14 protein-coding genes are annotated in these 22311 nt (G+C 25.5%); 13 read left to right on the plus strand and 1 reads right to left on the minus strand.

All coding sequences use genetic code 11. The annotated features are described in order from the left end of the window. The first annotated feature begins 222 nt into the window (after window positions 1-222). From RYM86_RS05640 to RYM86_RS05660, 5 genes are all read left to right on the plus strand, one after another. On the plus strand, window positions 223-1098 hold the full coding sequence (locus RYM86_RS05640; protein WP_315078540.1) for a LysR family transcriptional regulator: 876 nt from the start codon (window positions 223-225) through the stop codon (window positions 1096-1098). A gap of 125 nt (window positions 1099-1223) precedes the next feature. Beyond that, window positions 1224-2234 carry a putative sulfate exporter family transporter gene (locus RYM86_RS05645; RefSeq protein ID WP_315078543.1) on the plus strand — a complete coding sequence of 337 codons (1011 nt, stop codon included), beginning with the start codon at window positions 1224-1226 and terminating at the stop codon, window positions 2232-2234. A 711-nt stretch (window positions 2235-2945) separates the two neighbouring features. Further along, window positions 2946-4154: an NADP-dependent isocitrate dehydrogenase gene (locus RYM86_RS05650; RefSeq protein WP_315078544.1), complete on the plus strand. Its 1209-nt coding sequence runs from the start codon at window positions 2946-2948 to the stop codon at window positions 4152-4154. Between the two features lie 254 nt (window positions 4155-4408). Next, on the plus strand, window positions 4409-4930 hold the full coding sequence (gene dcd / locus RYM86_RS05655) for a dCTP deaminase (protein WP_315078545.1): 522 nt from the start codon (window positions 4409-4411) through the stop codon (window positions 4928-4930). Between the two features lie 80 nt (window positions 4931-5010). Beyond that, window positions 5011-5148 carry a clostri-philic family protein gene (locus RYM86_RS05660; RefSeq protein ID WP_315078546.1) on the plus strand — a complete coding sequence of 46 codons (138 nt, stop codon included), beginning with the start codon at window positions 5011-5013 and terminating at the stop codon, window positions 5146-5148. 576 nt (window positions 5149-5724) lie between these two features. Here the strand turns inward: RYM86_RS05660 and RYM86_RS05665 are convergent. Beyond that, the gene (locus RYM86_RS05665; RefSeq protein ID WP_315078547.1) at window positions 5725-6954 is read right to left on the minus strand and encodes an aminopeptidase; all 1230 of its coding nucleotides are present in this window, start codon (window positions 6952-6954) and stop codon (window positions 5725-5727) included. Between the two features lie 415 nt (window positions 6955-7369). Here RYM86_RS05665 and polA point away from each other — a divergent pair, with 415 nt between their 5' ends. The 8 genes from polA (at window position 7370) to RYM86_RS05705 (ending at window position 21940) form a co-directional block, all read left to right on the plus strand. Further along, window positions 7370-9985 (plus strand): DNA polymerase I, encoded by a 2616-nt coding sequence (gene polA, locus RYM86_RS05670; RefSeq protein WP_315078549.1) that lies wholly within the window; start codon window positions 7370-7372, stop codon window positions 9983-9985. Window positions 9986-10007: 22 nt separating this feature from the next. Next, entirely contained in the window at window positions 10008-10604 is a 597-nt protein-coding gene (gene coaE, locus RYM86_RS05675; RefSeq protein WP_315078551.1) for a dephospho-CoA kinase, read from the plus strand. Window positions 10605-10847: 243 nt separating this feature from the next. Next, window positions 10848-11414, plus strand: coding sequence for a lytic transglycosylase domain-containing protein (locus tag RYM86_RS05680; RefSeq protein ID WP_315078553.1), 567 nt, complete (start codon window positions 10848-10850; stop codon window positions 11412-11414). 41 nt (window positions 11415-11455) lie between these two features. After that, window positions 11456-12568, plus strand: coding sequence for a glycosyl hydrolase family 8 (locus tag RYM86_RS05685; protein ID WP_315078556.1), 1113 nt, complete (start codon window positions 11456-11458; stop codon window positions 12566-12568). A 571-nt stretch (window positions 12569-13139) separates the two neighbouring features. Further along, window positions 13140-15416, plus strand: a complete 2277-nt coding sequence (locus RYM86_RS05690; RefSeq protein WP_315078557.1) for a YhgE/Pip domain-containing protein — start codon at window positions 13140-13142, stop codon at window positions 15414-15416. A 35-nt stretch (window positions 15417-15451) separates the two neighbouring features. Next, window positions 15452-17734: a YhgE/Pip domain-containing protein gene (locus RYM86_RS05695; RefSeq protein WP_315078559.1), complete on the plus strand. Its 2283-nt coding sequence runs from the start codon at window positions 15452-15454 to the stop codon at window positions 17732-17734. A gap of 290 nt (window positions 17735-18024) precedes the next feature. Further along, entirely contained in the window at window positions 18025-19923 is a 1899-nt protein-coding gene (locus RYM86_RS05700) for a HAMP domain-containing sensor histidine kinase (RefSeq protein WP_315078560.1), read from the plus strand. Window position 19924: 1 nt separating this feature from the next. After that, entirely contained in the window at window positions 19925-21940 is a 2016-nt protein-coding gene (locus RYM86_RS05705) for a HAMP domain-containing sensor histidine kinase (protein WP_315078742.1), read from the plus strand. Window positions 21941-22311 lie beyond the last annotated feature (371 nt).

Genomic DNA, 22311 nt, shown 5'->3' on the forward strand with positions numbered 1-22311 from the left:
GCTTTTAGCTGCTTAATCCTCTTTTTAAATGTCCTTGACATAGGGTCCATTTTAATCAAAATGACATTCTTTTTTTGTTGTACAGAAAATTATAGAATTTTTAAAGCTTGAAAAATAGTAGTTGAGAATTGATAGTGGAATAGTCACTTTTTTATGCAATATAAGGGTATAATAAGGTGTAGTACATATAAATATTACAAAAATTTAAATGGGGTGAGCAACATGAATTTTAGAAAGTTAAAGATATTTTATGAAACAGCAACTGAATTAAATATGACTAATGTAGCTAAAAAATTATATATAAGTCAACCTTCAATAAGTCAAGCAATACATGAAATAGAAGACGAATTAGAAGTCAAACTATTTGATAGAATAGGTAAAAAACTTTATTTAACTAATGAAGGTGAGATTTATTTAAATTATACAAGAAGAATACTTAATTTATATGATGAATCTATAAGAACTATTAATGATATAAATACAAATGAAAAGGGAAAAATAAAAATAGGTGCTAGTACAACTATTGGAATATACATATTACCTGATATAATAAAAGGATTTTTAAAAGAGCATAGTGGAATAGAAATTTCTCTAGCAATAGATAATACTGCAAATATAGAAAAAATGATATTGGAAAATAAAATTGACTTTGCTTATATTGAAGGAACAACTAATTTAGATGAAGTAGTTCAATCAAAGATATGGGAAGATGAACTTATATTTATATCTAGCTTAAATCATCCTTGGAGTAAAAAAGAAATGATAAGTACAAAAGATATAATAAAAGAGAAACTCATAATGAGAGAACAGGGAAGTGGAACTAGAGAAATAATAGAAGCTTATTTAAAAAATAATAATATAGATTATAGAATCTTTATGGAACTTGGAAATACAGAAGCTATTAAAAAAAGTGTAGAAGCTAATTTAGGAGTAAGTTGTTTATCTTCTAGAAGTGTGGATGAAAAAATAAAAAGTAGATGTTTAAAAGGATATAGATTAAAAGAAGGAAAAATAACTAGAGATTTAAGACTTATACATCATCGTGATAAATTTTTAAGCAAAAATATGAAGAATTTTATAAGTTATTCATTAAAATAATATATAAGTAAAAACCTATTAATATCATATTATAATAAGTATTTCATTTTCAATCTCAAATTTATTATAATTAACTCAAATGAAAGAAAGCTGTTACAAAAACAGTGATTTAGAGGTGATTGTTAATGAAAGAAAAAATAATAGATATTATCCCAGGATTTTTAATATGTATACTTATAGCTTTATTAGGAAAAGTATTAGGCAGTTTTTTTCCTTCTATTGGCGGAACGAGTTTTTCAATAATTTTAGGAATTATTTTAGGAAATACTATATTTAATAAACCGAAATTTGATAAGGGTTCTCAGTTTTCAGAAAAGGATCTTTTATCATATTCAATAGTACTTATGGGGTCAACTATAAGCTTTATGGAAATAAAATCACTTGGATTTAGAGGTGTTTTATTTATAGCAATCCAAATGACTTTAACGATATTACTTACATATTTTGTTGGAAAAAAATTAGGGTTTTCTAAAAAATATTCATTACTTATGGCATCAGGAAATGCAGTTTGCGGATCATCTGCAATAGCAGCAGTAGCACCAACAATTAATGCAGATTCTAAAGATAAAGCTATTTCAGTAACTATTGTAAATTTAACTGGTATAATATTAATGTTTGTACTTCCATTAATTACAATGGCAGTATACAAAAATAGTTTAACAGAAACATCAGCAATGATTGGTGGAACTTTACAATCAGTTGGTCAAGTAATAGCATCAGCTAAGTTTATAAATGAAGATGTTGTCACATTAGCTACTATATTTAAGATAATAAGAATAATATTTTTAGTAGTTGTTGTTATAGTTTTTTCAAGATTTAAAGTTGATGAAAATGAGGATATGTCAGAAAAGGCTATAATTGAAAGAGAAAAGAAAGCTAAAGTTAGTGTACCTTGGTATATAATAGGATTCTTTATCTTCTGTATAATAAATAGTTTAGGATTTGTACCTAACTCAATTCAAAGGTTATTTAAATTAATAAGCAATAATTTTGAAATTATTGCACTAGCTGCAATTGGTATGAGAGTTAAGTTTGAAGACTTAATAAAAGAAGGACCAAAATCAATGATGTACGGATTAATAGTTGGAAGTTTCCAAATAATATTTGCTCTTACATTAATAAGATTTGTACTTTAAAAATAATACATATGTGAATTTAATTAGTAAAAACAAATTAAGATATTTTATTAAAAATATAGAAAACATATAAAGATAACTATTTTGTATTAAGCAATAGTAATTAAAAATTTAATATAAATTAATTAAGATATGTCAAATTCAGATAACAGTTTGGCGTATCTTTTTTATGTTTAGGAAATGTAATGCAAAATAACTAATAATTTTTATTTAAAGTTATTAGCTATTTTACATTAGTATGATAGAAGACTTAAGAGAATGATATAAATTAAAATATATCAGAACTATATAAAGTTGTATATATAATGTAAGTAATGTATAATATTTATAAAATTTATTTAGATAAAAGGTTAAAAATCATAGTGTTTTTAATTTTAGCTCTGTTTTAAATATGTGTTGATATATGCAATAGGTAAAATGGCATTGTAATTGGACTTTGAGAATTCTTAAGTGAGAATCTAAATTTTATATTTAGCTTTTCGAACTTACTCAACGAAGTCGAGTTTCCCTTTTATATTCACATTTACTGCTTGTCTCAATTTTATATTGGGAGCAAGCTAAAATGGGACTATACTCATTTTAGTATTCCTAAGTTCAATTACTCAGTTCACTTTGCTTATGCATATATCAACACTTTCCTAAAATAGAGCTTAATTTAAAAAAATGGTGTAAAAAACTTTACACTATCATCTAAAACAAGGGGGCAATTAAATGGAAAAAATAAAAATGTCTAATCCGTTAGTTGAAATTGACGGAGATGAAATGACAAGAATAGTTTGGGGAATGATAAAGGACGAGTTGTTAAATCCATTTATCGAATTAAATACAGAGTATTATGACTTAGGTTTAGAACATAGAAATGCAACAGATGATAATGTTACTGTACAAGCAGCAGAAGCAATAAAAAAACACAAAGTAGGGGTTAAATGTGCAACAATAACTCCTAATGCAGCAAGAGTAAAAGAATACAATCTTAAAGAAATGTGGAAAAGTCCAAATGGAACTATTAGAGCCATTTTAGATGGAACAGTATTTAGAGCTCCTATTATAGTTGATCCAGTTAAACCTTATGTTAGAACTTGGAGTAAACCAATAACAATAGCTAGACATGCTTATGGTGATATATACAAAGCATCTGAAATGAAAATAGAAGGAAAAGGTAAATGTGAACTTGTATTTACATCAGAAAGTGGACAAGAAAAGAGAGAACTTATACATAACTTTAATGGTGATGGTGTTGTTATGGGTATGCATAATATAAATAAATCAATTGAAAGCTTTGCAAGAAGCTGCTTTAAGTATTCAATAGATTTAAAACAAGATTTATGGTTTGGGGCTAAAGATACAATTTCAAAAAAATATGACCATACTTTCAAAGATATATTTGAAGAAATTTATGAAAATGAGTATAAAGAAAAGTTTGAAGCACTAGGTATAAAATATACTTATATGCTTATAGATTCAGCAGTAGCAAATGTAATTAAATCACATGGTGGGATGATTTGGGCTTGCAAAAATTATGATGGTGATGTTATGAGTGATATGATTGCAGCAGCATTTGGATCAATAGCTATGATGACATCAATACTAGTTTCACCAGAAGGAAATTATGAATATGAAGCGGCTCATGGAACTGTTCAAGATCAATATTATGATCACTTAAAGGGTAAAGAAACATCAACTAATTCTATAGCAACAATATTTGCATGGACAGGTGCATTGAAAAAAAGAGGAAATCTAGATAATAATCAACCTTTAATGGATTTTGCAAACAAGCTTGAAGCTGCATCTTTAAAAACAATAGAGAATGGAACAATGACAGGTGATTTAGCAGCAATTGCAATTCACGATAATATAAAAAAGGTTAATACATTTGAATTCATAAAAGAAATAAGAAAGAATTTAGAAGTGATTTTATAATATATTTTTATATTAAGACCAAATTTGATTTTTCAGATTTGGTCTATTATATTATAATAAATTAATAATACTAGTTTTAATTAAAGGCTATGTTTTAGTAGAGTAGTGACATATGCATAAGTAAATGGGATTGAGTAATATTTCATTTTACCTATTGTATATATGAAGACATATTTAAAACATAGATTAATTAAAAAATTATTATGGAGAAAACTAATTTTAAAATATGAATTACGAAAGAGAGGACACTATATATGATATTGTCAGGAAAAGAGATATTAAAGCATATAGGAAAAGATATAGTTATAGAACCATTTAATGAAGAAAGAATCAATCCTAATAGTTATAATTTAACGTTATTTAATGAATTATTAGTATATAAAAATGATACACTAGATATGAAGATTCCAAATGAAACTGAGAAACTTATAATACCTGAAGAAGGATTATTATTAGAACCAGGGAAATTATACTTAGGGAGAACAAATGAATTTACTCAAACTAATAAATATGTTCCTATGTTAGAAGGGCGTTCTTCAACTGGAAGATTAGGTTTATTTATCCATGTAACAGCAGGGTTTGGTGATATTGGTTTTGCAGGATATTGGACATTGGAAATATTTTGTGTTCAACCTATAAAAATATATCCTAATACAGAGATATGTCAAATTTATTATCATAATATTGATGGTGAATATGATTTATACAATAGTGGAAAATATCAAAACAATAAGGGAATACAACCGAGTCTTATGTACAAAGATTTTGAAAAATAAAAATTTACATTCTTAACTAAATTTAAAGGGAATTAAATTTCTCTATAAACACAAAATATTTAGGAAAGGATGTGTTTTATATGGTAAGTAAAGAAGGAGCAATTAATCCAATACAAAAGGGAAAAAGAAGACAAAGATTACATAAAAATCAAAATAATGTTGGAGAGGATCAAAAACCATCATACTATGAAAATTTTAATGGTGAACCAATAGAGTAAGGTTAATTAAAAGTAATGGCTATGTTTTAAAATAGTGTTGATATTGTAGTATAAAGCTCATGGACAGAGGAATTTACTTTAAGAACTCTAAAATAAAGCTTAGTCCAATTAATGCATGTTCCCAATCAAAGATTGTTGACAAGCAATTAATTGTACAAATCTTCATTAAGAGTTCTAAAAAGCAAATTCCAATGCCAGTTCGCTCTTATACTATAATATCAACATTTACTTAAAACATAGCCAAAGTAATATTATTAAAAAGTAAATTGTGTATTGATATTGTAATAAGGACTTTGTTAGTTTATTAGATTAAAATCAATATTGAAATCGGAGTTCTTAATAAAGTAAAATTGATATTATAGTGTAGAGGATGTAAATGAAAAGCTTACTTTAAATACTTTTTAAAAAGCAATTTAAGAAATTCATTATAACCTTATACTATAATATCAATACTTTTTTATTCTTTAGGAATTTGTATTATTAAGGAAGCTCAGGATAACTCCAATTACAATGCCAATTTACCTATTGTATATATTAACACATATTTAAAACAGAGCCTAAAATAACAAAAGTATATTAAGCCCAATTACCATCTTTAAATATTTGAACTTCTGTACCATCTTCTTTAATTCCTATGATATTTGTGTCTTTTGTACCAATCATAAAGTCTACATGACTTAAAGATTGATTACAACCTAATTCAAATAATTTATCTTCTGACATATTTTCACCATTTTTAATACAAGAAGCATATGAACTTCCAAGTGCTAAATGGCAAGAAGCATTTTCATCATAAAGAGTATTGTAAAAAATAATATTAGAATTAGAAATTGGAGAATCATAAGGAACTAATGCAACTTCTCCTAAATGTTTTGAACCTTCATCTGTATTTAAAAGTTCTTTTAATACATCAAGACCTTCTTTTGCAGAACAATCAATAACTTTACCATCTTTAAATGTTAAAGAAAAATCATTTATTATATTTCCACAATAACTTAATGGTTTAGAACTAAATACGACTCCATTAACCCCAGCGTATTTAGGTGTTGAGTATACTTCTTCAGTAGGCATATTTGCAATAAAATCAAATCCGCCATTTTCACATTTATCAGCGCCACCGCACCAAAGATGGTCTTTAACTAATTCTATTTGTAAATCAGTACCTAAAGAGTTTTTAAACTTAAGATATTTAAATCTATCATTATTTAATGTTTCAACTTTAGAACTAAGTAACTTTGTATGTTTGTTCCAAGCTTCAACTGGATCATTTTCTTTGATTCTCATTATATCGAATATTACATCCCATAATTTTTCTATAGCTTCTTCAGTAGAAATATTAGGGAATACCTTTTTTGCCCAACCTTCTGTTGGAATTGAAACTATACACCAAGCATTCTTATTTGATGAACATTTATTGCGGTAGTTTTTTAATGCTATATTTCTACTTTTTTGATATATAGAAATTTTTGAAGAATCAACATCTTTTAAAAGATCTGGATCAGCAGCGGAAATACTTATAAATGAAGCACCTTTTTCTGTAAAGTAATCGTATTTATCACGTTCAAAATCATAAACATCACTAAGTGTTTCTTTAGATGAATTAATTAATTTAATTTTATTAAAGCTAGCATCAGAGTAATTTATATAAACGTCTTTAGCACCAGATGCATATCCTTCTTCAGCCATAAGTCTTGCAAAATCATAGCACTCTATAGGAGAGTTAATAACTAAAATTCCATCTTTTTGAAGATTAACACCTTTATTAACAGTAAGTTTAGCATATTTTTTTAGTAATTCTATATTCATTTAATCACCTTGTATAATAAATTAATGTAAATTTACTATACTTTCCCTTTCTTTATGTTTTTTATAATAATTATGTCACTATTTTTATTGTTTGTCTAAGTTATTATTTAAAAATCAAATAATAATTATACTTGTATTTTAGATTGGATAGATATTACAGAGAAATTGATTTTTATAGTACATATTAATTTAGTTTTTCTATTTATGCAAATATTTATTAATAAATAATGACTATAATATTTATAGATGAAAATCGTAATGTGTGTTTTTCATAATATATGAATTAATATTAGAAAATATGGTTACCTTTATTAAAGAATAATGATTTTAATTGATAAAGATAGTATAATATTAATGTATAACTAATTTTATATACAATAAAAATATCTTAAAGATATTCAGGAGGATTATATCAATGAAAAGATTATTAATTTTAGATTCAAATTCGCTTATGAATAGGGCATTTTATGCTTTACCTCCTCTTACTAATGATGACGGTGTAAATACTAATGCTATTTATGGCTTTACAAATATGTTATTTAAAATGAAAGATGAAATAAATCCAGATAATATAATTGCAACATTTGATAAGAAGTCACCAACATTTAGACATAAAGAATATGCAGAATATAAAGCTGGTAGAAAGAAAATGCCACCGGAACTTGGTGAACAATTTCCGATTATAAAAGAATTACTTAAATATATGGGAATAAAAACTTTTGAAATAGATGGCTTTGAAGCAGATGACATAATAGGAACTATATCAAAATTCGGTGAAGAAAATGATATGGAAATATTTATAGTGACAGGAGATAAGGATGCTCTTCAATTGGCGTCAAATAAAACAAAAGTTGTTATAACTAAAAAAGGTGTTACAGAAACAGCTGTATATGATGAAAAGGCTTTTATTGAAGAGTTTGAAATTAAACCTCTACAATTCATAGATGTAAAAGGTCTTATGGGAGATAAATCAGATAATATACCAGGGGTACCAGGGGTTGGAGAGAAAACAGCATTTAAGCTTATTAAAGAATACGGGACACTTGAAGATGTTTTAAGACATATCCCAGAAATAAGTGGTAAGAAATTAAAAGAAAACTTAGAAAATAATATGGAACAAGCAATATTTTCTAAGAAATTAGCTACAATAATAAGGGAAGTACCTTTAGATATTAAGATAGATGATATAGAAAATGCTGATGAAGTAAATTTAGTAGAACTTAAAAAATTAGCTAAAAATCTTAAATTAAAATCAGTACTATCAAAGTATGATTTGGATAATAATGAAGCAGAGTTACAAGAGATAGCTAATATAGAAATAAGTAAAATAGAAACAATTGAAGAGATGGAAGAAGTATTATCAAGAATTAAAGATAGAAGTTATATCTTATTTACATTAAATGATGCATCTAAATATTCTACCCTAGAATTAGAATATTTAATATTAGGTGAAGAAGGTATATCACATGTTATAGATTTTAAATTAGTAAGTATGTCAAATAGGGAAAAAGCTTTAAATTTATTAAGAACCTTTATGGAAGATGGCACTATTAAAAAAGTAATACATGATAGCAAAAATTTAATTACATTTTTAAACAAGTATGATATAGATATTCAAGGTTTTGATTTTGATACAGCTATAGCAGCTTATTTAATAGACTCTTCAAAAGCTAATTATGAAGTTTTTGATTTAATTAATAGGTTTTTAGAAAAAGATATAAAGTCTGATTCAAATGATCTAAAAGCAATATGCAGTAGTTATCTAAAAAAATTATATGAAAAATTAAAAGAAATGCTTCATAAAGAAGATATGGATGAATTATATTATAAAGTAGAACATCCATTAATATATGTACTTTCTTCAATGGAAAGTATTGGATTCAAGATAAATAAAGATAAATTAGAAGAACTTAGAATAAAATTTAAAGAACAAATAGAAAAAACAGAAAAAGAAATCTATGAATTAGCAGACGAAGAATTTAATGTAAGCTCACCAAAGCAACTTGGAAAAATATTATTTGAAAAACTTGATTTGCCAGTAATTAAGAAAACTAAAACAGGGTATTCAACAAATCAAGAAGTTTTAGAAAAATTAATAGACAAACATCCTATAATAGCTAAAGTTATGTATTATAGACAAATTACTAAAATTAATTCTACTTATGTAGAAGGACTTAAGAATGTAATAGATATAGATGGATGTATACATTCAAATTTCAATCAAACTGTCACAACTACAGGAAGATTATCAAGTACTGAACCTAATCTTCAAAATATACCAATAAAATATGAAATGGGAAAAGAAATAAGAAAAGTGTTTATACCACAGGAAAGTGATGACATATTAATATCTTGTGATTATTCCCAAATAGAATTAAGAGTACTTGCACATGTAGCAGATGATAAAAATATGATAGATGCATTTGAACATCATAGTGATATACATACCAAAACAGCTTCAGAAGTGTTTAAAGTTCCTTTAGATGAGGTTACATCTACAATGAGAAGTAATGCTAAAGCAGTAAACTTTGGTATAGTGTATGGAATAAGTGATTTTAGCTTAGCACAAGATTTAAAAATTACTAAAAAAGAAGCATCAGAGTATATGGCTATTTATTTTGAAAGATATCCTAAGATAAAAGAATACTTAAATTATGTAAGTGAGTATGCTAAAGAAAAAGGTTATGTATTAACTATATTAAATAGAAGAAGATTCATACCAGAAATAAAATCTTCAAATAAAATTGTAAAAGCATTAGGTGAAAGATTAGCTATGAATGCTCCAATACAAGGAAGTGCAGCTGATATTATTAAACTTGCAATGGTTAATGTTTATAATAAGTTAAGAGAAAAGAATTTAAATAGTGAATTAATTCTTCAAGTACACGATGAACTTATATTAAATGTTAAAAAAGATGAGTTTGATATAGTTAAACAATTAGTTATTGAAGAAATGGAAAAAGCCATTAAGTTAAATGTAGCACTTGATGTAGATTTAAAGTATGGTTATACATGGTATGATGCAAAATAAAAATGGGAGATGAACTTTTTAAATGATAAAGATAGGGTTAACAGGGGGTATAGGCACAGGAAAAAGCACTATATCAGATATATTTAGAAGTGAAAATTTTAATATTATTGATGCAGATGTAATTGCAAGAGAAGTATTACAAAAAAATCCTCAAATTTTAGATGTAATTAGAAGTGAATTTGGAGCAGGATTTTTTGATTGGAGAGGTGAATTCAGAAGAAAAGAATTTGGAAATCATATATTTAAATTTCCAAAACAAAGAGTAAGATATGAATCTATAATTATGCCTTATATAAAAGAAGCAATAAACAATGCAATAAACTTATATGAGAAAAAAGGTGAAAAAGTAGTAATAATAGATGCACCTACTTTAATTGAAAATAATATGCACGAAGAAATGGATTATGTTGTTCTTGTTTGTGCTGAAAACTCTACTCAAATAAAGAGAGTAAGAGACAGAGATAATTTGAGTAAAATAGAAGTAGTAAGTCGTATAAATGCACAAATGTCTTTAAATGAAAAGAAGAACTTTGCAAATGTAATTATTGATAATAATGGCGATTTAATAGAAACACAAAAGCAAGTATATGATTTGATTGATTATATTAATTCACTATAATAAAAAATTGACTATGTTTTAAAGGTGAAAAATGTTTTAAGACATAGTCAGATTAAGTTGATTTCATAGAATATCAAAACAATATGTGATAATAACTTTATAAACAGAGTTCTAAGGTATAGATAGAGTTTTAGGTTCTATTTAAAATTTAGAAATTGTTACTTTAAGAGCAAGTAACTGTTATAGTATAAATTATTATAGGAGCTGGCTATGGGATAAATAATATTAAGTAAGGAGAAAGTAATGAAATCTAAGAAAAATAAATTTCTTATATTAGGGGTAATAATAATAGTAGCCATGGCTATTGGATCTAAATATTTAATAAAAGAAGTCTTTTTTCCTTATAAATATAAAGAATATGTAAATAAATATAGTGAAGAATACAATTTAGATCCATTTTTTGTATTGTCAGTTATGAAAACAGAAAGTAATTTTGATAGGAAAGCTGAATCTAATAAAAATGCAATTGGTCTTATGCAAATTACTTTAGAAACTGGAGAATGGGCAGCAGAAAAAATGGAGCTAGAAGAGTTTTCTAAAGAAAAATTACTTGATGAAGAATATAATATAAGGATGGGCTGCTGGTATTTAAACGAACTTAGAGAAATGTTTGATGGAAATTTAGCATCAATAATAGCAGGATATAATGCAGGTCCAGGTAATGTTAATAAATGGCTTAATGATTCAAAGCTTTCAGAGAACGGTAAGGATTTAAGTTATATACCATTTAATGAAACTAAGAAATATTTAGACAAAGTAACCACTTATTATAACGTTTATAAATATCTATATTCTAATTCAAAAAAGTGAGAACAAAAATATTAGGATATAGCTAAAAAGATGAGGTTGAAATGAAGAAGAAAATCACTTTAGTTTTAGCAATATTAATAGTAGGCATTATAATTTATTATAATGCAGCACCATATTTTAGAACTGTAGGGACAGGTAAAATTTGGTTGAAATTAGATACATGTGATGAAGAAAAATCATTACTAGACTTTATAAATAATAAATTAATGGATGAAGATGGTGGAGTATATACTAATTATATGAACTCTGATTCACAAGGTGATATAACAAAAGGGCACGCTGTATTATCAGAATCACAAGGAATAATGTTATTATATAGTTTAGAGAAAAATGATAGAATAACATTTGATAGAACTTTAGATTATATAAGAAATTATATGGTATTAAAAAATAATCTTATAAGTTGGAGAATTGAAGATAAATCTAAATCAGAAATATCTGCAACTATAGATGATTTGAGAATAATAAAGGCGCTTCTTTTAGCAGAAGAAAGATGGAATGATAAGGGTTATCGAGGTATAGCACTTAGAATATCTAAAGGAATATCTAAAAAATTAATAGAAAATGATATTCTTGTAGATTTTAATGATGGAATTTCAAAGAGTAAAACTACAACATTATGTTACTTAGATTTACAAACCATAAAGATGCTTTCAGATCTTAATTCTTCATGGGAAAAAGTATTAAAAACATCGTTGCAAATTTTGAATAATGGATATGTAAGTGATGAAATGCCTCTTTATAAAAAAGAATTTTATAGAGAAAATAAAACATATGATGAGCAAAATATAGATACTTTATTATCCATGATTGTATTATTAAATAAACAAGAATATGGAGAAGATATAAGTAAAAGCATAGCTTGGATAAAACAAAAATTTATAAATGATGGCTTTATTTCTACCTCATATTCAACTAGTGGAGAAAGTTTAACTAATATAGAATCAACATCTATATATTCATTTATAGTACAAATAGCATCTAAAGCAGACGATAAAGAACTAGCAAGGCTTGCGATGAATAAAGTAAAAGCTTTTCAAGTGGAAAACAAAGAAAGTGTAGTATATGGTGGTTATGGTATGGAAGATGGATTACAAGTGTATTCTTATGACAATTTGAATGCGTTATTTGCTCATAGATATTTTAAATATTAGATATGTTTTAAAGGTGTGTTGATCTATACAATGAGTAAATTGGTATTTATAAGTTCAATTGCTCCATAAACTTTGCTTATTAATATATTAACATTATGCTAAAACATATTATATTTAATAAATAACATACGTTTAATTATTAGTAGATAATTATACGTATGTTATTTTTAATGAGAGATGTTTTGAATGTTGAATATTAAAATAAAAAAATATTTTAGTAAATGTTTTCAGGGGTTGCAATTTTTATTAAAATGACTTATAGTCATTTTAATGTGATAATAATAAAGGTATTAAAAAGCATTTAAAAGCGTAAAACTTTCAATTATAATATAATCATAGTTCTTAGCGATAGGTTAATTTCATTTTTAAATGCACATGAAATGCTCGTAAAGATAAATTAAGATTAACGGTGTGGAAGTAAATTTTATGATTATGTAGTAATTATTCAATGAAAGCTTAACATTAAGATAAAGAATTTATTATTTATATAATAATGATAGGAGGATTTAGTTGGTATTTATAATGTAATAAATAATAGTATTATATTATAAATACCAATAATAAATTAATTATGAAGAATATAATAAAAATTTTTAAACGTGATTTTAAAAACATATTTAAAAACTGGGTAGCAACAGTGGTGGTGATAGCACTTATGGTTATTCCATCATTATACTCATTAATTAATATAAAAGCATCATGGGATCCATATTCAAGTACTAGTGGAATCTTGATTGCAGTTGTTAATGAAGATAAGGGGACAACATTTAGAGATGAGGATATAAACTTAGGAAATGAATTAGTTGAAAAATTAGAAGACAATGATAAAATGGGTTGGACTTTTGTTGATAAAGAAACTGCAAAAGATGGCCTTATAAATGAAAAATATTATGCAACTATTGAAATACCAGAAAACTTTTCAGAAGATGCTACTACACTAGTAGAAAAAAGAGTTAAAAGACCTAAATTAATTTATACTGTGAATGAAAAAAAGAATGCTATAGCACCGAAAATGACTGATGCAGGAGTTAAAAGCGTAAAAGGACAACTTGATGATAATATTGTAAAAACAGTTTCTGGAGTATTATTTAGAGCGTGTGATGAAATAGGAATTGAAATGGATGAACATAGATCTGAATATAGAGAAGTAATAGATGAGATATATGAATTAGATGAAAATATGCCAGAACTTGAAAATTTATTAGATAGTGCGATAGAGGGAACTGTAGATCTTTCAGATTTAATTGTAGAAGTAAATGACATACTTCCAAATGTATCTAATACAGTTGATATAACAGATGATTTCTTACAGGATGTTCAAGGCTTTTTTGATAAGACTCAAGGGGGATTATCAGATATATCTCCAGTTATAAAGGAAGATTTATTATTAGCTGAGAATATACTTGATACTACAAGTGTGGAGCTTGGAAATCTTCAGGAAAATATAATACCTGAGGTAGCAAAAAAAACATTAATAGCATCTTCAGATACTATTAAGTCTGCTAATACACTTATTGATGGTGTTGAATCTCAACTTAAAAATATAAAAAAATTCTTAGATAAAGCAAGTAAAATAGATCTTTCCAAATTTGCACTTGATAGTACTGATGAAAACTATATGAATGAATTAAGGAAGAGATCGGAATCAATAAGTGGAATAAAAGGAAATTTAAAAGATGTTAGCAGAAAGATATCTAAAGCTATAGATAAATTAGATCTATTAAGTGATAGATTAGATACTGTTAAAGGTAGAATTGATGATGAAATAGAAGACTTAGATAATGGTAAAGAATTAGATACTCAAGCTATTACCGATATGAGAAATATACTTGATGATTTTCATAAAGAAATTACTGAGATTATTGGTGATTATGATTCAGAACTTGTACCAGCTATCGAAGATGGATTTGATTCAATGAAAATTATTTTTGATAATACATCTAGTGTTTTGCAAGAAGGCAGAAATACATTACCAGATATTGAAGAAATTTTAAGTGTTTCAGCAGATATTTCAGATTTATCTAATGATGAATTATTAAAATTAAAAGATAAATTTCCAGAAATGAAAGATAAGGTACGTGAGTTAGCTGATAAGTTTAGAGAATTTGATGAAGAAGATAAGTTTAATGAAATATTTGATATGATAACTAATGATTGGCAAGTTCAAAGTGACTTTTTAGCTAGTCCAATTGAAATAGAAGATAATAGGTTATTTGCATGGCCTAATTATGGATCAGCATCTACACCATTTTACACAACACTATGCTTGTGGATAGGGGGATACATGTTATCTATTTTACTTGGAACAGATGCACATTCATTTGAAGATGAACAAGAATTAAAATCTTATGAAGTTTATTTTGGTAAATTATTATTATTTCTATTTATTGGAATAGGACAAGCACTAATTGCTAGTACCGGAGCACTATTTATTTTAGGATCATATTGCTTACATCCTGTGTTATTTGTGTTGTATACAGTATTTGTAAGTATTATATTTATGATAATAATTTATACAGCTGTAAGTGTTTTTGGAAATGCAGGAATAATATTTGGAGTAGTATTATTAGTAATGCAAGTTGCAGGAACAAGTGGGAATTTCCCAATAGAGGTTAATCCAGAAATATTTCAAAAAATATTTGCATTCTTACCATTCACATATGCTATAAGTGGAATGAGACAGATAATGGTGGGAATAGTATATTCAATATTATTTAGAGACATGATTATATTAGGTGTATTTATGGTTGTATCACTTATTATTGGATTAACCCTTAGAACAACAATGAATAAAAAGAGTGAAAAATTTGTTAAAAAGCTAAAAGAAAGCACAATAATGAATGGTTAAAAAATTTAGAAATTAAATAACAGAGGTAATTAAATATGAAAAATATATTTAGAATTTACAAAAGAGATATAGTTACAATAGCAACTAATTGGGCTGCGTTAATCATGATTATAGTGCTTATAATCGTACCGTCTTTATATTCATTAGTAAATATAAAAGCATCGTGGGATCCCTATGGAAATACAACGGGAATTAAGGTAGCTATAATTAATGAAGACAAAGGAACTGAGTTTAAAGAAAAGGATATAAATTTAGGGGAAGAATTAGTAGAAAAATTAGAAGAAAATAATAAACTTGGATGGACTTTTGTTGATAAGGAAACAGGAGAAAAAGGATTATTAGAGGAAAAATATTATGCTACTATTGAAATTCCAGAAAACTTTTCAGAAGACCTTACTACATTAGCTGAAAAAGACGTTAAAAAGCCTAAACTAATATATACTGTAAATGAAAAGAAAAATATAATAGCACCTAAAATGACAGACTCAGGAGTAAAAACATTAAAGGGACAGCTTGATGATAATATTACAAGAACTGTATCTGGAGCAATGTTTAGAGCCTGTAATGAAGTTGGTGTAGATATAGAAAATAATAGAGAACATCTTAGACGAATAATTGATGGTATATATGAATTAGATGAAAATATGCCAGAAATAAAAGAATTATTAGATGATTCAATAGAGGGAACTGTAAATGCTTCAGAACTAATAAAAAAATCAGAGGAAATGATTCCTGTAGTATACGATAGTATAGATGCAACTAAAGAACTTATAGATAGCAGCCAATACTATTTAGATGAAACAGAAAGCAGTCTTTCAGATTTGTCACCATTGATAGAAGAAGAACTTGTTATGGCAGAAAATTCATTAGATACTTTAGGAGTAACATTAGGAAATTTTGATGAAAATATATTGCCAGATGTTGTAAGAAAGACTTTCATAGCTTTATCAGATTCATCAGAAGATTTAAAAAAGGTAGTAAAAACTGCTAAGTATGACTTAAAAACTATAAAGTCGCACATAGATAAAATAAGCAATATTGAAATAAAATTAAAAGAACCTGAAGAGACTGAGATAGCAGATCCAAATCAAAGTAAAAAAGATAGTAAGGAATTAAAATATTTACAAGGAATACAAAAAGATTTAAAAAGCGTAAGTAAGAAAATTGCTAGAGTAATTGATAAATTGGATTTAATTTATGATAGACTTGATGTGGTAATTAATAGATCTAAAGAAGAAATAGAAAAAATAGATACTGATGGAATAGATATTCCAGCATTAACTGATACAAGAAAAATACTAGATGATATTCACTTATTAGTAGCAGACTTAGTAGATAATTATGATTCAGAACTTGTATCCACAATTGAAGATGGATTTAATTCAATTAGAGAGATATCAGATAGTGGATTAGTATTGTTAGAACAAGGAAGAGGAATACTGCCAGATGTTGAAAATTTATTGGGAGATTTCACAAAAATATCAAATTTATCTAATGAGCAATTAGTAAAGTTACAAGATAAATTTCCTGATATACAAGAAAAGGTACATAAGCTAGCACATAAACTTAAAGCGGTAGATGAGAAAGATCAAATTGATGAATTATTGGACATGATAACTAATGATTGGGATTCCCAAAGTGCATTTATGTCTAGTCCAGTTGATATTGAAGATAACAGGTTATTTCCATGGCCTAATTACGGTTCAACTGCTACACCATTTTATACAGTACTATGTTTATGGGTTGGAGGATTATTAGCATCAGCTTTATTATCATTAGAAGTACATGAATTTGAAGATGGAACTCAAATTAAGCCTTATCAAATGTATTTAGGAAAATTATTAATGTTTTTATCACTTGCAGTATGTCAAGCGATAGTGGCAAGCTTAGGTGCAATTTGGATATTAGGAAGTTATTCATTGCATCCAGTAATGTATGTTTTTTATTCTATATTTGTCAGTGTAGTATTTATGACTGTGATATATACGGCAGGAAGTCTGTTAGATGATGCAGGAAAGGCTGTTATAGTAGTAATATTAGTATTACAAATCGCAGGGACTAGTGGTAATTTTCCGATAGAAGTTACACCGGTATTATTTCAAAAAATATATCCATATTTGCCATTTACATATGCTATAAATGGTATGAGACAAATAATGGCTGGGATAGTATATCCTATATTAATTAAAGATACTATAATATTAAGTTTGTATATGGTAGGATCATTAATTTGCGGATTATCATTAAAGAGACTATTAAATAAAACAACAGCTAAACTCATGGGAAAATTAGCTGAAAGTGGTATATTAAGACATTAGAATCAATTGTTAAGAGATGAAAGATTAATTATTATTTTTTCATCTCTTAATTTTATATGTTAAATTATAAATAAGACATGAAAAAAAGTATAAAGAAATAAATATACAGCAAAAGAAAACGTTTATATTTATTTAAGGCAATTTAAAATTTAATAAGCATATATTTAAGAATAGTAAAAATATGACGATTATTTAGATATCAACAAAAAAAGTTATATATGTAAAAAATAACAAAAAATTATGTACATTTACAGTATAATACAGTAAAATTGATATTAAAGGTGATTTTTATGGATAATTATAGAAAAAAAATAAACATTATATCGATAGATGGAAAAAATATGTTAAAGATTTGTTTGGCTACATTAGTAGTTTATTTTTTAGTTAACTTTATTTTTAAATGGAAGTTTGATCAAGTGATTATAGCTTTTAGAATTTATTATTTAGTTGGCATGATTATATTTAGCATTTTATCAAAACAAGTATTCCACTTATATAATCATAATAAATACAATTATATTTATATGTACATATATTGTCTTGCTTATGTGATTTTATTTGGACATAGTATTCAGCTTGCACCAGATAGTAATTACAGTGCTGAAATACTTACTAATTTTATTATATTATTTGAATTATATTTTGGATTTAAAACTATAGAATATAACCATAAAACAGAAGAAAAGAGATATATTATATATATTGTTTTGAAAATTTTTTGTATTTTAACTTTAGCTTTATATTATAAAATATTTGACATAATATCAATTGTAGTATTTTTAAGTTGTATTGAATGCTTTTTAATATATAAAATTTTTATTAACAATGATTCGAAATCATACAATCAATTTAATATAAATACTTATTTGATATTAGTAGCACTAATTCCAATAGCAAGTTTTTTTAGTTTATTTATGTATCCGTTAAATGGAATTTTACTTAGATTTAGAGAAATATTACTTCTAAGTGTGTTTAATATATTTTTTAGTACATTTTTTAAAAACTTTATGAGAAATCCTTATAAAGAATTAGCAGAATCATTAAACAAGAAAAATAAAATATTAGATGAATTATCTGAAGATATATTTATAAAAAATAAGGAGTTAGAAACATCTATATTAAATTTAAAGAATAAAGAATATTTATATGAAACATTCTTTAGATTTATGCCTCATCCAATAATATTGATTAGTCTAGAAAATAATAGAATATTATTTGCGAATAAGGCTTTCTTAAATTTAGTTGATGTAAAAAATGTTAGGGATGTTATAAATAAGAAAATAAATAAGTATATACATTTTGTTACATCTAGTAGTGATACAGATCTTATTTTCAACGCTATTTTAAGTTCTAAAACTGAGGAAAGATTTGTTAATGCTAAATTTTTATCAATGTATAAAGATAAAATGGAAGATTTAATTTTAATAGAAGATAACACATCTAAAGTGTTAACAGAAGAGATAAAAAAAGAAGTTGAGAGTAGAATGGTTGAAGAAAGAATAAGAACAGAATTTTTATCTAGTATAAGTCATGATTTAAAAACACCTATAAATGTTATATATTCATCTATACAAGTTCAACGAATATATACTAATAAAAATGATATCAAGTCATTAGAAAAATATAATTCTATATCTAAAATGAATTGTATATCACTTATTAAGTTAACTAATAACTTAATTGATATGTCAAAAATAAATTCGGATTTTTTAATGCCTAATTTAGAGGAAATTAATGTTGTTGAAACAACTGAAGACATAGTTACATCTCTTGTAGATTATGCACAAAATAATAGTATAGAGATAATCTTTAACACTAACACTGAAGAAAGCTATTTAAATTTGGATTATGAATTTTTACAAAGAATAATTTTAAATTTAATATCAAACTCAATAAAGTTTACTCCAAGTGGTGGGAAAATAATAATTGATATATCAGATGAAGAAGATAGGGTGAAAATATGTATAATGGATAATGGAGCAGGAATGACTGAAGAGTTTGTAAAAGAAGCTTTCTGCAAGTATTCAATGGATAAATATTCAAGGAAATCGAAAAAAGGCACAGGCATAGGATTATTTGTTGTTAAAAAATTAGTTGAATTGCAGTCAGGTACAATTGAAATAAAAAGTAAACTTGACGAGGGCACAAAAATAACAATAATATTTCCAAAGGAGAATTCAGGTGAATAGGATGCAAGAAGATTTGAATTTATCTAGTTTAAAATTAGGAACAAAAATTAAATTTTTATCTATTGAATTTATAATATACTTAATTTATAATTTATATTTTTATCTTAGTAAACAATATAAATTGTATTTATTAGTTAATACATTAATATATTTATCAATTATATTGGCAATTTGTTACATATGTTTAATTAAAGAAAATACAATAAAGAATTTATTTATTGAGTATATATCATTTGAACTTCTTTTAGTAGCATTAATTTTGTCATTAAAATTATCAGGGTTAATTTTAAATTTTGATGTTGCTTCAAGTGAACAGTATATGTGTTTAGGCGTTCTAATATATTATTTTGAAATAATAATACAATGTTTAGGTTTTTACTTTACTAATAAAAAAGAAGAACTAAAAAAAACAATACCAATTTTTTTATCTATATTTGTTATTATGTTTATAATAATGAGTTGTCATATTCATAAGCTTATATATATAAATAAAAAAATGTTAATTACCTTTTCTATAATAAGTATAATTGTAGTTAGTTATGTGATTTTATATATGATAAAAATTGTAGGAAATTACAAAAGTCTGACAAGTGAAGATTTCATTGAAAATTTAAAATTATATGTAATTCTAAGGTATTTAACGTATATAGCTAGCACAATCTTAATTGGTAGCAATAAGTTAATTATAGTAGCTGGAGCATTGAAACTATTAGCCTTTTATGTATTATTTAAGGGTATAGTAAATTATATGATTAATAATCCAATGAAAAATATGAAAGTAAATTTAGAAAGAACTCATAAAGTGAATTTAGAGTTACATAGAACATTAAAGAAGCGTAATCGTATATTAAATGATACTAATATAATGATAGAAAAAAGTGAAAGCAATTATAATAAATTGATAGATTCTGTATATGATGGTGTGCTTTTATTTTCAAAGAATAAATTACAATATATAAATAAAGCAGGATTAAAATTATTAAATGATGTAAATAAAGAGAATATTATAGGAATTAGTTTAGAAAAATTTATTTTAGATAATTTCAATTTTAATTTACAACATAGCAATGAAAAAGAAATATGCATAAGTGAGCTTAAATTAAAGAATGCTGATATAATGGTAACTCTATTTATAATAGATATAGATGAAAATAATAAGTTATTATATGCACATGATGTAACTGAATTAAACAAAACTAAAGCTATGAAAAATAAATTGGAGAAGTATTTAAAAGAAGAGGAATTAAAAAATCAATTTTTCTCTAATATTTCTCATGAACTACGTACCCCAATAAATTTAATATATTCAGCTATACAACTTAATGAAATTTATTTAAAACAAAAAAAGGTTGATAATATAAGTAAAAATAATGAAATAATAAGACAGAATTCTTTAAGACTAATAAGAACTATAAATAATTTTATAGACACAAATAGAGTATCAGAGGGATATCTTAAACCCGATTTCAAAATTTATAATATTGTTGAAGTGGTTGAAAATATAACTATTGCATGTAATAAATATATAGATAGGGCTGAAATTGGTTTAACATTTGATTCGGAAAAAGAAGAGATATATGTAAGATGTGATAAAGACATGATTGAAAGAATTATATTAAACATTATGTCAAATTCTGTTAAGTATGGACAAAAAGGTAGCCATATAAATGTAGCTATAAGCATAGAAGAAAGCAATTTAGTTACAATAAAAATTGAGAATAACGGAAATAGAATTGATGAAGACACAATACCACATATATTTGATAAATTTACACGAATTAACAAATCCCTTAATAGACCTAAAGAGGGAAGCGGTTTAGGAATGTTCTTAAGTAAATCGTTGACAGAATTACAAGGGGGAGAGCTTGCTTTAGAATTAGATGAAAAAGAAAATTTATTTGTGATAAATTTTCCTATTGCATGTGATGTTAGTTATTCAGATATAAACTGTGATTTAGAAATTAATGATATAGAAGAAAAAGTGGATATAGAATTTTCAGATATATATATGGATTAGTTTGAAATTATTACTTATCAATATTAAATTAATAAAGTAAGGTGTAGTTATTATTGGTTTAAATTAAGGCTATGTTTTCGCAAAGTATTGTGATATATGTATAAGGAAAGTGGACTGAGTAATTGAACTTAGGAATGCTAAAAATGAGTATAGTCTCATTTTAGCTTGCTCCCAATATAAAATTGAGACAAGCAGTAAATGTGAATATAAAAAGGAAACTCGATTGCGCTGAGTAAGTTCGAGAAACAAAATATAAAATGCACTGTGTGAAAGTTCGTGTAGCCAAATATAAAATGCACCATGTGAAAGTTCCTGTTTCCAAATGTAAAATTTGGACATTCACTTTTTGGCACTTACTTTTTGACTCTCAC

The organism is uncultured Clostridium sp. (genome assembly GCF_963527835.1).
Taxonomy (GTDB): Bacteria; Bacillota; Clostridia; order Clostridiales; family Clostridiaceae; genus Clostridium.

Coding starts and splice junctions, on each gene's coding strand:
- RYM86_RS05640 (WP_315078540.1), top strand. CDS start 223: ATGAATTTTAGAAAGTTAAAGATATTTTATGAAACAGCAACTGAATTA.
- RYM86_RS05645 (WP_315078543.1), top strand. CDS start 1,224: ATGAAAGAAAAAATAATAGATATTATCCCAGGATTTTTAATATGTATA.
- RYM86_RS05650 (WP_315078544.1), top strand. CDS start 2,946: ATGGAAAAAATAAAAATGTCTAATCCGTTAGTTGAAATTGACGGAGAT.
- dcd (WP_315078545.1), top strand. CDS start 4,409: ATGATATTGTCAGGAAAAGAGATATTAAAGCATATAGGAAAAGATATA.
- RYM86_RS05660 (WP_315078546.1), top strand. CDS start 5,011: ATGGTAAGTAAAGAAGGAGCAATTAATCCAATACAAAAGGGAAAAAGA.
- RYM86_RS05665 (WP_315078547.1), bottom strand. CDS start 6,954: ATGAATATAGAATTACTAAAAAAATATGCTAAACTTACTGTTAATAAA.
- polA (WP_315078549.1), top strand. CDS start 7,370: ATGAAAAGATTATTAATTTTAGATTCAAATTCGCTTATGAATAGGGCA.
- coaE (WP_315078551.1), top strand. CDS start 10,008: ATGATAAAGATAGGGTTAACAGGGGGTATAGGCACAGGAAAAAGCACT.
- RYM86_RS05680 (WP_315078553.1), top strand. CDS start 10,848: ATGAAATCTAAGAAAAATAAATTTCTTATATTAGGGGTAATAATAATA.
- RYM86_RS05685 (WP_315078556.1), top strand. CDS start 11,456: ATGAAGAAGAAAATCACTTTAGTTTTAGCAATATTAATAGTAGGCATT.
- RYM86_RS05690 (WP_315078557.1), top strand. CDS start 13,140: ATGAAGAATATAATAAAAATTTTTAAACGTGATTTTAAAAACATATTT.
- RYM86_RS05695 (WP_315078559.1), top strand. CDS start 15,452: ATGAAAAATATATTTAGAATTTACAAAAGAGATATAGTTACAATAGCA.
- RYM86_RS05700 (WP_315078560.1), top strand. CDS start 18,025: ATGGATAATTATAGAAAAAAAATAAACATTATATCGATAGATGGAAAA.
- RYM86_RS05705 (WP_315078742.1), top strand. CDS start 19,925: ATGCAAGAAGATTTGAATTTATCTAGTTTAAAATTAGGAACAAAAATT.